The organism is Pleomorphomonas oryzae DSM 16300, from assembly GCF_000422965.1.
Classification (GTDB): domain Bacteria; phylum Pseudomonadota; class Alphaproteobacteria; order Rhizobiales; family Pleomorphomonadaceae; genus Pleomorphomonas; species Pleomorphomonas oryzae.
Genome location: NZ_AUHB01000003.1, coordinates 46,549 through 59,848 on the forward strand (window position 1 = coordinate 46,549; position 13,300 = coordinate 59,848).

Consider the following 13,300-nt stretch of genomic DNA (forward strand, 5'->3'; position numbering starts at 1 on the left):
GATGTATTCCCTCATCGTCTTCCTTCCACTCATCGGCTTCCTCATTGCCGGCGCCATTGCGCTGTTCGGCGCGGCGGCCACCGTACCGGCGCCGGAGGGTGGCCATGATGCCCATGGCCATCACAGCGACCACGCTGTCCACGCCCAGCACGACGACCACGCCCATGGCGGCCACGACGACCACCATCACGCCGTGGAGCCGGCAGCGCCGGGTTCGCGTATCGCCGAGCTGGTGACCACCGGCCTGCTGTTCGTTTCGGCGGTCTTCTCCTGGGTCGCCTTCATTTCGGTGGGTTTCAGCGAGCACGAGACACAGTCGATCCAGGTGTTGAGCTGGATTCATTCCGGTGCGATGCAGGTCGACTGGGCCTTCCGCGTCGACACGCTGACCGTCGTCATGCTGGTCGTCGTGACCACCGTGTCGTCGCTGGTCCACCTCTATTCGATCGGCTACATGGCCGAGGATCCGGACCGTCCGCGCTTCTTCGCCTATCTTAGCCTGTTTACTTTCGCCATGCTGATGCTGGTGACCGCCGACAACCTCGTTCAGATGTTCTTCGGTTGGGAAGGCGTCGGTCTCGCGTCCTATCTGCTGATCGGCTTCTGGTACAAGAAACCGTCGGCGTCGGCCGCGGCCATCAAGGCGTTCGTCGTCAACCGCGTCGGCGACTTCGGCTTCATGCTGGGTATCTTCGGCATCTTCATGATGTTCGGCACCATCAGCCTGACCGACATCTTCGCCAACGTCGCCACCGTCGAAGGCAAGACCATCCACTTCCTCTGGGGCAACTGGGACGCCATCACGGTGATCTGCCTGTTGCTCTTCATGGGTGCGTGTGGAAAGAGCGCCCAGTTCCTGCTGCACACTTGGCTGCCGGACGCCATGGAAGGCCCGACACCGGTCTCCGCCCTCATCCATGCGGCGACCATGGTGACCGCCGGCGTGTTCATGGTGGCGCGACTATCGCCGTTGTTCGATCTCAGCCCGACAGCGCTCACCGTCGTCACGCTGGTCGGTGCCGTCACGGCCTTCTTCGCGGCCACCGTCGGTCTCGTCCAGAACGACATCAAGCGCGTCATCGCCTATTCGACCTGTTCGCAGCTCGGCTACATGTTCGTGGCGCTCGGCGTCGGTGCCTACGGCGCGGGCATCTTCCATCTGTTCACCCACGCCTTCTTCAAGGCTCTGCTGTTCCTTGGGGCCGGTTCGGTGATCATGGCCAGCCATCACGAGCAGGACATGCGTTCGATGGGCGGCCTCCGGAACAAGATCCCGCTCACCTTCTGGGCGATGACCTTGGGCACGCTGGCCATCACAGGCGTCGGCATTCCCGGAACGGAGATCGGCTTTGCCGGCTTCCTCTCCAAGGACGCCATCATCGAGAGCGCCTTCGCTGGCCACAATCCGGTGTCGGGTTTTGCGGCCGTGCTCCTGGTGATTGCCGCCGGTTTCACCAGCTTCTATTCCTGGCGCTTGGTCTTCCTTACCTTCTTCGGTGCGAGCCGCGCCCCCAAGGATGTCTACGACCACGCCCACGAAAGCCCGCTCGTCGTGCTGATCCCGCTCGGCGTGCTGTCGCTTGGCGCGGTGCTCGCCGGCATGGTCTTCTACGGCCATTACGTCGGCGAGGAGCAGGCGGAGTTCTGGAAGGGCTCGCTGTTCTATGGCCCGGACAATCACATCCTGCATGCCATGCACGACGTGTCGTTCCTGGTGAAGGCGTCACCCTTCCTGGCCATGCTGGTCGGGCTTGCCATCGCCTATTGGTTCTACATTCTGAACCCAGCGCTGCCCAAGCGGCTCGCCGCCGCGCTGCCGGGGCTCTACAAGTTCCTTCTCAACAAGTGGTACTTCGACGAGCTCTACGACCTGATCTTCGTCCGGCCGGCCTTTGCCATCGGCCGCCTGTTCTGGAAGACCGGTGACGGCGCCATCATCGACGGTCTAGGTCCCAATGGGATCGCTGCCCGCGTGCAGGACGTGACCGCCCGCGTCGTGCGGCTGCAGACCGGATATGTCTACCATTATGCCTTTGCCATGGTGATCGGCGTTGCCGCCCTCATCACCTGGGCCATGTTCGCCGGGGGACAATGAGTATGAGCGGAATGCCGCTTCTGACGCTGACCACGTTCCTGCCGCTGGCAGGCGCCCTGTTCATCCTGATGATCCGGGCGCAGGACGGGGCCGCGATCCTCAACATCCGGCGCGTGGCGCTGATCACCACCGTCGCCACCTTCCTGGTGTCGATCGGCATCTGGACCGGCTTTGATCCGAAGAACCCTGGGTTCCAGTTGACCGAGACGGCCGGCTGGTCGGGCAGCTTCTTCGCCTATCGCATGGGCGTCGACGGCATCTCGATCCTGTTCGTGCTGCTCACCACCTTCCTGATGCCCTTCTGCATCCTGGCGAGCTGGGAGTCGGTGCAGGTTCGCGTCAAGGAGTACATGATCGCCTTCCTGGTGCTCGAGACGCTGATGGTCGGCGTGTTCTGCGCCACCGACCTCGTGCTGTTCTATGTGTTCTTCGAGGGCGGCCTGATTCCGATGTTCCTGATCATCGGCATCTGGGGCGGCCAGCGCCGCGTCTACGCATCCTACAAATTCTTCCTCTACACGCTGGCCGGCTCGGTGCTGATGATGCTGGCGATCATGGCGATGTACTGGCAGAGCGGCACCACCGATATCACCGAGCTGGTCAATCATCCGTTCCCGGCGACCATGCAGTGGTGGCTGTGGTTTGCCTTCTTCGCCTCCTTCGCGGTGAAGATGCCGATGTGGCCGGTGCACACCTGGTTGCCGGACGCCCACGTCGAGGCGCCGACGGCCGGCTCCGTGCTGCTGGCCGCCATCCTCTTGAAGATGGGCGGCTACGGATTCCTGCGCTTCTCGCTGCCGATGTTCCCGCTGGCCTCGGCCGATCTCGCCCCCTTCATCTTCACCCTCTCCGTCGTCGCCATCGTCTACACCTCGCTGGTGGCGCTGGTGCAGGAGGATATGAAGAAGCTGATCGCCTATTCGTCGGTCGCCCACATGGGCTTCGTCACAATGGGCATCTTCACGCTGAATACCCAGGGCCTGCAGGGCGCGGTGTTCCAGATGTTCAGCCACGGTCTGGTGTCCGGCGCGCTGTTCCTCTGCGTCGGCGTCGTCTACGACCGCCTGCATACCCGTGAGATCGCGGCCTATGGCGGCCTCGTCAACCGCATGCCGGTCTATGCCACGGTGTTCATGGTCATGACCATGGCCAACGTCGGCCTGCCCGGCACGTCGGGCTTCATCGGCGAGTTTCTGACCTTGTCGGCCGCCTTCCAGGTCAACACCTGGGTGGCTGCCTTCGCAGCGCTCGGCGTCATCCTGTCGGCGGCTTATGCTCTCTGGCTGTTTCGCCGCGTCGTCTGGGGTGCGCTCACCAAGGCCAATCTCAAGGCGATGCTCGATCTCAGTCCGCGCGAGATCGCCATCCTGGCGCCGCTCGTCGTGCTGGTGATCCTGTTCGGCGTCTATCCGCTGCCGATCCTCGACACCACGTCCGCATCGCTCGATTCACTTCTCCGCTCCGTTCATGCGGCGCTCGACGCCGCCGGCCAGACCGCGTCGGCCATGCCGCTGATCCGCTGAGGGCATAGATATGACCGCACTTCCCGACTTCGCCCTTGCCGGACCGGAACTTTTGCTGGCCGCCGGTGCTCTCTTGCTGCTTATGATCGGCGCCTACGGCGGCGAACGGCGGGCCGGCCTGGTATCAGGTCTGTCGGCACTGTTGCTTGTCGTCGCAATCGTGGCCGTCGTCATTGGCCGCGACGGCTCCACCTTCAATGGCGCCTTTGTAGTGGATGGGTTCGGTCGCTTCCTGAAGGTGCTGGTGCTGATCGGCTCGGCGCTGGCAGTGATCATGACGCAGCGTTTTGCGGTGGCGGAGAAGTTCTTCCACTTCGAACTGCCGGTGCTGATTGTCATCGCCACTATCGGCATGCTGCTGATGATCTCGGCCAGCGACCTGATCGCCGTCTACCTCGGCCTGGAGCTCCAGTCGCTGGCGCTCTATGTCGTCGCCGCCTTCCATCGCGACGATGGCCGCTCGACCGAGGCGGGCCTCAAGTATTTCGTGCTGGGGGCTCTCTCCTCGGGCATGCTGCTCTATGGCGCGTCGCTGATCTATGGCTTCACTGGCCACGTTGATTTCGTGGGCATCGCCGCTGCGGCGGCCGCCGGCGGTAAAGCGTCGCTCGGCCTCACCTTCGGCATCGTTTTCGTCGCCGCCGGCATCGCCTTCAAGGTGTCGGCCGTGCCGTTCCATATGTGGACGCCAGACGTCTATGAAGGAGCGCCGACTCCGGTGACTGCGTTCTTCGCTGCTGCCCCGAAAATCGCCGCCATGGCGCTGTTCGTTCGCGTGGTGATGGAAGCGCTGGGGCCGGTCAAGACCGAATGGCAGCAGATCGTCGCCTTCATGTCGCTGGCCTCGATGATCCTCGGCGCCTTCGCTGCCATCGGTCAGCGCAACATCAAGCGTCTGATGGCCTACTCGTCGATCGGTCACATGGGCTACGCGCTGGTCGGCCTCGCTGCCGGTTCTGAGGCGGGCATCTACGGCATCCTTATCTACCTTGCGACCTATCTCGCCATGACCGCCGGCGCCTTTGCGGTGATCCTCTCCATGCGTCGTGATGGTGCGATGACCGAGGACATCGACAGCCTCGCCGGACTGTCGCGCACCAACCCGGTGGTGGCCTACCTCCTGGGCATCATCATGTTCTCGCTGGCCGGTATCCCGCCGTTTGCAGGGTTCTTCGGCAAGTATTTCGTGTTCGCCGCGGCGATCAACGCCGGTCTCTACTGGCTCGCGGTGATCGGCATTCTCAGCTCGGTGGTCGGCGCCTACTACTATCTCCGCATTGTCAAGATCATGTTCCTCGACGAGCCGAAGGGCGCCTTCGAGCCGATGGGCGGCGAGATGAAGGCCGTGCTGGGCATCTCGGGCCTGTTCGTCGCTGCCTTTGCACTGGTGCTGGGGCCGCTTGGCGACGCGGCACTGGCGGCTGCCCGCACGCTGTTCTGAGGCGATCGGTACGATGAACGAAGGTCCGGGACTTGTCTGTCCCGCGGGTTATACGGCGATCCACCTCGACGCGGTCGGTTCGACCAACGCCGAGGCATTCGAACGGGCCAAGCAGGGCGCGGCGTCAGGTCTCTGGATCGTTGCTCGCCGCCAGACCGCCGGACGTGGCCGTCGCGGGCGGGTCTGGGCGTCGGAGCCGGGCAATCTCTACTCTTCGCTGATGCTGCGCGATCCTGTCGAGGAGGTGCGGCTCGGCGAACTACCGCTGGTGGTCGCGCTTGCGGTTCACGACGCCGTCGCGGCGGCACTGCCGCCTTTTGCCAGGGCCGATCTCGCCATCAAGTGGCCGAACGACATTCTCTATTCCGGCGCCAAGCTCTGTGGAATCCTGATCGAAGCGACGGCGACGCCTGAGGGCAGGGTGGCGGTCGTCGGCATCGGCATCAACTGCGCTCATCATCCCGACGTCACGCTCTACAATGCCACCGATCTCGCCAAAGTGGGTTATCCCACCGATCCCCAGGCGATGTTCACCCTCCTGTCCGCGGCCATGGCGCGCCGGCTCGATGAGTGGCGAACGGGCAGTTTCGCCCTTCTGCGCGAGGCTTGGCTCAGCCGCGCGCGCGGAGTTGGCGAGGCCATTACCGTGCGCCTGCCGACGCGCGAGATAACTGGCATCTTCTTGGGCCTCGACGGCGAGGGGCGATTGCTGCTCCGCCACGAGGGAGCTGTTGAGGCGATTTCCGCCGGTGACGTGTTCTTCGGCCATTCCTGACGCCTTTTGCCTGCCCGGCACGTGATCCGGTCTGGGGGCGGCTCTTTCCGAGAGTTTTCTTGACGTGGCCGCCTTTCGCGTCCACCTAGAGCCGACCGATAAAAGAACGATTGCGCGCCGGCAGGGGTCGGCGAATTGGAGATAGTCTGTGACGAAAAAGAAGAGCGGGGCCGACGAGCTCATTTTCCTGCCGCTTGGCGGCGTTGGCGAAATCGGCATGAATCTCGCCCTCTATGGCCTCGGGCCCGAGGCTGACCGCAAATGGCTGATGGTCGACTGTGGCGTATCCTTCGCCGGCCCGGAATTGCCGGGCGTCGATCTGTTGCTGCCGGACATCTCCTTCATCGAAGCCTACAAGGACGATCTTGTCGGCATTCTGATCACCCACGCCCATGAGGACCACTACGGCGCCGTCTACGATCTGTGGCCAAGGCTCGGCGTGCCGGTCTACATGACGCCCTTCGCCGCCGCCCTTCACGCGGCCAAGCGCGAGATGGAACCGAACGCACCGCGCGTGCCGACCAGCGTCGTCGAACAGGGGCAGCGATTCTCGATCGGCCCGTTTGATATCGAGCTGATTGCCATGTCGCATTCGCTGCCCGAGCCGACCTCCGTGCTGATCCGCACGCCCATGGGCAATGTGCTGCACACTGGCGACTGGAAGATCGATCACGATCCGCGCGTGGGCCAGCCGATCGACATGAAGCGCCTGGCCGAGATCAGCGCCGAGGGTGTCGACGCGATGATCTGCGATTCCACCAACGCCGTCCGTGCCGGACGCAGCCCCTCCGAGGGCGAGGTCGCGCACGGTCTCGCCGAGGTGGTGGCGCGGGCAAAGAAGCGGGTGGCCGTTACCATCTTCGCCTCGAACCTCGGCCGTATCCGCTCGATCGCCGAAGCGGCGGCCAAGAACGATCGAGAGGTCGTTGTGGTCGGCCGCGCCATCAAGCGCGTGCTCGATGTTGCGGGCGAACTCGGCATGCTCGAGGGACTGCCGCCGTTCCGCGACGAAGAAGCCTATGGCTACCTGCCGTCGGACAAGGTGATGGCCATCGTAACCGGTAGCCAGGGTGAGGCGCGCGCCGCTCTGGCAAAAATCGCGGCAGGCGATCATCGCAATATCACGCTCAATCGCGGCGACATGGTGATCTTTTCTTCCCGCACCATTCCGGGCAACGAGAAGGCAGTCGGCGCCATCAAGAACAAGCTCGTCGAGCAGGGCGTCGAGATCGTCTCCGACGGCGACGCGCTGGTCCACACGTCCGGTCATCCTCGCCGCGATGAGATGATGGAGCTCTATCGCCTCGTCAAGCCGAAGGTGGCCGTTCCGGTGCACGGCGAGGCCATGCATTTGGCCGCTCACGAAAGGTTGGCGCGCGAGGCTGGTGTGCCCAACGTGACGCTCACCAAAAATGGCGAAATGCTGCGTCTGTTGCCCGGTGACGAGCCCAAGGCAATCGGTCACGTGCCGTTCGGCATTCTGGTCAAGGACGGCAGTCTGGTCCGGGATCCCGAGGGATCCGGTGTCGTTGAACGTCGCAAGATGAGCTTTGCCGGCGTCGTGGTCTGCACATTGCTGATGAATGGGCGTGGCGACATCCTTGGCGAGTATGGGCTCAACTGCTTCGGTCTACCGGAGACAGACAACAAGGGCGCGGATTTCGAGGACGTGCTGGCCGCCGCCGTCGATGGCTGTCTTCTGTCCATCCCCAAAAACCGCCGCAAGGACGAAGACCTGGTTGCCGAAGCGGTACGCCGGTCAATCCGTGCCGCCGCCAACGAACGCTGGGGCAAGAAGCCGATCACCGAGGTGACGGTGCTGAGAGTGGAGTGACGCCAAAGGGCGGACGCTCCGCTATTCACGCCAAGATCGACAGATTGCCGTAAATTCTAAATATCGGTGCAATCTGTTGTTAGGCCAGCTGGCGGTATCCTATGGGTTCAGGAGGAGCCATGGGAATTCGTCGGTTTCTGGTCAGCCGTGACGGCAACGTGGCGATGACGTTCGCCGTTTGTCTTGTGCCGTTATTGGTTGGCGTGGGGGCGGCTGTAGACTACGCGCGACTGGCAGATGCGCGCGAGCTCATGCAGCATTCCCTTGACGCGACGGTGCTGGCTCTCTCCTCAGAAGCGCCCAAGCTGACCGCTACCCAGCTCAACACAAGGGCGGGGGAGGTGTTCAACGTCAACTTCCCATCCGGAAAAGCCAGCAGTTTGAGCGTTTCCGCCACATTCACCCAGACCAACGGTGCAGTCATCGCCGCATCCGCGAGCGGAACGGTCCCCATGACGTTCCTCAACCTCATCGGCGTCTCTTCGCAAACGTTGGCGGTTCAATCAAAGTCAGCTTGGTCGTCGAAACGACTGCGGGTGGCGTTGGCACTCGATAACACGGGGTCCATGGCTTATTCAGGGAAACTGTCCGCGCTCAAGACGGCGACGAACAACTTGCTCGACCAACTGCAGTCGCAATCGACGACGAGCGGTGACATCTACGTCTCGATCATTCCCTTCAACCGGGATGTCAACGTCGGCACGGGCAATAAGGACGCCAGTTGGCTTTACTGGAATGGAACTTGTGTCAACCCCAGTTCCAGCACATGTAATGTGGGCGACAAGCTTTATCCATACGGCACAGACAAATCCAGGTGGAACGGTTGTGTAGGAGATCGCGAGAAGGATCCCAATCTCAACTACGATATTTCCGTTTCGGTACCAGACCCCAACAACTACAAGACAAAGTTCTTTGTCGACCAGTATGGTTCCTGCCTCTCCGCTTTGACGCCGATGACCAACAACTGGAATAGCCTCAAGGCAGCGGTAACGGCCATGACCTCGAAAGGGTCGACCAACCAGACGATCGGCTTGGTCTGGGCCTGGCAGTCGCTGCAACTGACGTCACCGATTGCCGCGCCAGCCAAGGATTCCAACTACGAGTATCAGGATGCGATCATCCTGTTGTCGGACGGGGACAATACGGAAAACCGCTTCGACGGCAATGGTAGCGCAAGTTCGTCGGCGGTCGATGATCGAATGTCGAAGGTTTGCACGGCGGCCAAGGCGGCGGGTGTAACAATCTATACCGTGCTGGTCATTTCAGGAAATGCCTCCGTGCTGAGGAACTGCGCCAGCTCTCCAGACGATTATTTTAACGCATCAAGCGCCAGCGGCATCATCACGGCCTTCGGCGCTATCGGCGACAAACTATCGGCCCTCCGCATCGCCCAGTAAGGCTGCGACCGGCACGAGGTCACGGGATCACCAGACAGAGCGTCGTGGGTACAGCAAACACCCATGTGTCGACCCTCATAGGGGGCTGTCGGCTGACTATTTGCCAGAACCTCGGTCATAAATGAGTGATCACCGACACATCCGTCGCCTGAGGGGCGCTACGGGGTGGAGGGAGGGCGGGAAATGGGATAACAGCTCATCGCACGATTCAGGCAACGAACGCCGCCATTCTTTTTCTTGGCGGTATGCGTAGAGAGGCTCAGGCGCGTTGGATTACCAGAAGGCCAAAACGCAAGCCGGTTTTTGGCTCGAGTACGTGGCGCTACGCTTGGTCGTGGCTTTGCTGCAACTTCTCGGAGTCGATCTGGCATCGGCACTGATGGGCCGACTCTGGCGCTGGTTTGCCCGCTTTAATCCGCGCCATCTTCGGGCCGAGCGGAATCTGGCTTTTGCAATGCCGGACCTGACTGAAGGCGAGCGCAGCTCAATCCTATCTCAAATGTGGGAAAATCTTGGCCGCACCTTTGCTGAAGGTCTTCTGCTACCCGAGGTCGCCCTCCAGCCGGAGCGGGTCGCAATGAGCGACAAGCTGACCGCCGATCTTCAAGCGATAGGGGCAAAAGGGATTGTGTTCTGCTCGTTGCATCAGGGCAATTGGGAGCTGTTGGCAATTGGATGCGCAATGGTAGGTAAGCCGATTGCCGGCGTTTATCGCTCCCTCCGGAATCCGCTCTCCGAGGCCTATTTCCGGTCCAGGCGAGAAAAAGCCTACCCTGCGGGACTGGTCGCGGCAGGCGCAGGCTCGGTCCTACGCCTCCGCTCGATTGCCCGTGGTGGCGCGGCGGTTGCCATGATGGCCGATCTTCCGGACGGTACTGGCATTCAAGCACCCTTTTTGGGCGGCCCTTCCTCTCTGTCCAAGCTGCCGGTCACGCTCGCCCGTCATCTGGATCTGCCGTTGGTCGCGGCGCGTTGCCGGCGTGTGGATGGTGCGCATTTCTGCATCGAAGGGGAAAGGATCGACCTGTCCCACAGCGATGACCCGGACGCCGACGTGGCCGAAGGAACGCGCGCACTCCATGCCACATTCGAGAACTGGATCCGCAGCGAACCGGGTCAATGGATGTGGGCGACGCGCAGATGGTCGGAAGCGGTGCTCGCCGGTGAGGCCCGAAGCTAACGACCGTTCACCTCCCATTCATGTCAAATCTTTGAATTGACAAGCTTTTGCCGCCTTTTTTCTGATTGACGCCCCATTGGCTGGGCAAACTCCGGAACCGAAGGCCGCTGCCACTGTTTTCTATGGGCGGACCTCGCCTAGAGCACGGCGGCCGTTAGGTGCTACCGATCATGACGATTGTTGTCTCGGAGCACAAAGGAAGGCTGGAGGATTTTATGAAGCGACTCAGAAAGCTGTTGCTGGCTTGCGCGATCGTGCCCTTGTCGCAGATCGCGGTACAGGCCGCTGCCAGGGCCGAAGAGGGCGGCTTTGTTGTTGCTCAAGCCGACCCGCCGGCTTGCCAACCGGGCGATGCCAACTGCGTTCCACCCGAGAAAGTGGCGCCGCCGCAGGAGAAGAAAAAGCCAGAGGTTCAGCCCGAGCCGCCTGCTCCTAAGCAGGAGGCAGAGCCACCGCGTCCTGCGCCTCAACCCGAGGTTCGTCCTGAGGCGCCGGCTCCCCGTCCGGAAGCTCAACCTGAGCCATCGGCTCCCAAGCCCGAGGCAAAGCCTGAAACTCCCGCGCCCCAACCCGAGGTCCGCCCCGAGGCGCCGGCTGCGAACCAGGATGCTCAGCCGGAACCGTTCCCACCCAAGAAGAAGGCCAAGCCCGAGCGTCCCGCAGCCGAGCCAGAAGTTCGCCCCGAGGCGCCAGCTGCCCGCCCGGAGGTTCAACCTGAGCCCGCAGCTCCCAAGCAGGGGGCCAAGCCCGAACGCCCAGCGGCTCAGCCCGAGGTCCTCCCCGAGCCCGCGGCCCCGAAATCCGAATCGGAACCCAAGGCGCCGGTCCCCGAACAGAAAGCGCGTCCGGAGCGCCCGGCGCCCAAGCCCGATGCGCAGCCTGATCGCCCCACGCCGCCGGCCGAAACGACTGCTCCCAAGCCAGACTCCAAGCCGGCGGCCCCCGCTCCGGAGCCGACGGCCCAGCCAAAGCCTCCCATTCCTGCACCGGGTGCGCCCGGTAGCGCCACGCCTCAGCCGTCTGCACCGCAGCCGCCTGCACCGAATGCGGCTGCGCCGACTGCCGCTCCAGGCACTCCGCCTCCATCGCCGGCACAACCGGGCGATCAACAGCCTCCAGCTCCGGATGCCGCTGGAAAGCAGGCGCCGCCGCCGTCGCTCATTGAGAAGTTGGGTAATTCCGGGGCTGCGGCAACTGAGGCGATCGACCAGAGCGTCGACCAGAAGGCCCGCAACATTCGCGATGTCCAGCGCGATCGCCGGGTAATCAGCGATGAGAACGGCGTCCGCGTCACTGTGGAACCGGGTGGCCGCATCATCGTGCAAAGCGGCGATGACGCTGTAATCCGTCATGATGACCGCGGACGTTTTGATCGCGGCGGTCGCGATTATCGTGAACGCCAAACGCGCGACGGTGGCCGTGAAGTGACGGTTGCGACCCGCGATGGCGGCGAGGTGCGGACCGTTTACGATGAAAACGGCACGATGATTCAGCGCGAACGTCGAGATCGCGACGGCCGCGTCTACGTGCTGTTTGACAACCGGAGCTTTGGTCCCGGCCCGGTCGACGAGCCAGCATGGCAGCCCGTTGTCCGCCTGCCACCGCCGCCAATGTATGATGTGCCGCGCGACCAGTATCGTGTTGAAATGCGCTCGGCACCGCCGCGCTACGTGGAAGAGGCTCTGACTGCCCCGCCTCTCGTTGAGGTGCAACCGCAGTACACGCTCAATCAGGTGATCTACAGCCCGGATCTGCGCGACCGCGTCAGGTCGGTCGATCTCGACAACATCACCTTCTCGAGCGGAGCGTGGACCGTCGAAGGAAGCCAGATCCCGGGCATCGAGGCAGTCGCGCGTGGCATCGAGGCCGCGCTTCGGCGAAACCCCAACGAGGTGTTCCTCGTCGAGGGCTATACCGACGCGGTTGGTTCGGTCGTGGACAATCTCTCGTTGTCCGACCGCCGTGCCGAAGCCGTGGCCAACGTTCTGACGGACCATTACGGCATCCCGCCGGAAAACCTCGTCACACAGGGCTATGGTGAGAGCTACTTGAAGATACAGACCGAAGGTCCCGAGCGGGAGAACCGCCGGGTCACGGTGCGACGCATCACGCCGCTGCTCGCTACCAAGAATCAGCAACAGTGAGGCGATTGCCCCACTGCGTGTTTCTCCGCTAAAAGAAGGCCCCGTTCCTCTGGGACGGGGCTTTTACTTTAGGTCGCATAGACTCCTCCGTTCGGGTTCGCGTTTTGCTAAATCGCCTCGCTGCTTTTCTGGGCAACAACCCGCGCCGTCTGACAGGCTTCGCTGTCGTTGCGATGGCCGCGATTGGCTGGCTTTGGCTGGCCGCGGCTGCGTGGGATGGCGAGTTGTCCAAAACGCTGATGCCGGCGATGGAAGGCGGGCTAAGTTTTGGGAGTGGCGCGCTCGTCCTGGCCATGTGGGTCGCCATGGTATTTGCCATGATGGTGCCAACGGCGGCGCCGACCTTTCGCGCTTATGCCGACAACGTGGGAATGGGATCCATTGCGCTGATCGCCGGTTACACGACAGTCTGGTTGGTCATCTCTCTACTGGCCAGCGCAGTCCAGGTCTGGCTGGTTCACCTCGGTGCGCTTGCTCCTCATATGGCGCCGGCCGGTGTGGCGCTCTCGGCTTCGATTCTGATCGCCGCGGGCATCTATCAGTTCACCCCGCTCAAATGGGCCTGCCTCGTTCGCTGCCGCAATCCTCGCGTCGCCTATATCGAGGGTGGGGCAGGCCCCGCTTTCCGGATTGGTGTCGAAGAAGGGCTTGCCTGTCTCGGCTGTTGTTGGGCGATGATGGCCGTGATGTTCGCCGCCGGTCTGATGAATCTTGCCGCCATGGCCCTGCTTGGCGTGCTGATGGGGCTCGAAAAGCTCCTGAGTGGCGTCAAAACCACGTATTTCCTCGGGGTTTTGCTCATTCTTGCCGGTGTCATCTTGGCGAGCGGCCTCGTCATCAGGTAGATTGTCGCCAGATGTAACCATCCGCTGGGATCGGTAAGGTTTTGGGCGATGATCTTTTGGGCTCCG

The 13,300-nt window shown here is 62.6% G+C and carries 9 protein-coding genes; all 9 read left to right on the plus strand.

The features are described 5' to 3' along the window. The first annotated feature begins 1 nt into the window (after position 1). Complete coding sequence (gene nuoL, locus G522_RS0105460) at positions 2-2,095, plus strand: NADH-quinone oxidoreductase subunit L (protein ID WP_026790169.1); 2,094 nt, start codon at positions 2-4, stop codon at positions 2,093-2,095. Between the two features lie 2 nt (positions 2,096-2,097). Then, positions 2,098-3,618 (plus strand): NADH-quinone oxidoreductase subunit M, encoded by a 1,521-nt coding sequence (locus G522_RS0105465; RefSeq protein WP_026790170.1) that lies wholly within the window; start codon positions 2,098-2,100, stop codon positions 3,616-3,618. 4 nt (positions 3,619-3,622) lie between these two features. Further along, entirely contained in the window at positions 3,623-5,059 is a 1,437-nt protein-coding gene (gene nuoN / locus G522_RS0105470; protein ID WP_425414050.1) for an NADH-quinone oxidoreductase subunit NuoN, read from the plus strand. Between the two features lie 13 nt (positions 5,060-5,072). Further along, positions 5,073-5,834 (plus strand): biotin--[acetyl-CoA-carboxylase] ligase, encoded by a 762-nt coding sequence (locus G522_RS0105475; RefSeq protein ID WP_051228359.1) that lies wholly within the window; start codon positions 5,073-5,075, stop codon positions 5,832-5,834. A 217-nt stretch (positions 5,835-6,051) separates the two neighbouring features. Next, positions 6,052-7,668: a ribonuclease J gene (locus G522_RS0105480; protein WP_051228419.1), complete on the plus strand. Its 1,617-nt coding sequence runs from the start codon at positions 6,052-6,054 to the stop codon at positions 7,666-7,668. A 119-nt stretch (positions 7,669-7,787) separates the two neighbouring features. Continuing rightward, positions 7,788-9,065: a TadE/TadG family type IV pilus assembly protein gene (locus G522_RS0105485; protein WP_051228360.1), complete on the plus strand. Its 1,278-nt coding sequence runs from the start codon at positions 7,788-7,790 to the stop codon at positions 9,063-9,065. Between the two features lie 268 nt (positions 9,066-9,333). Then, complete coding sequence (locus tag G522_RS25725) at positions 9,334-10,245, plus strand: lysophospholipid acyltransferase family protein (RefSeq protein ID WP_051228361.1); 912 nt, start codon at positions 9,334-9,336, stop codon at positions 10,243-10,245. Between the two features lie 170 nt (positions 10,246-10,415). Further along, entirely contained in the window at positions 10,416-12,389 is a 1,974-nt protein-coding gene (locus G522_RS30620; RefSeq protein WP_084632860.1) for an OmpA family protein, read from the plus strand. Positions 12,390-12,613: 224 nt separating this feature from the next. After that, entirely contained in the window at positions 12,614-13,234 is a 621-nt protein-coding gene (locus G522_RS25740) for a DUF2182 domain-containing protein (RefSeq protein WP_169453487.1), read from the plus strand. Positions 13,235-13,300 lie beyond the last annotated feature (66 nt).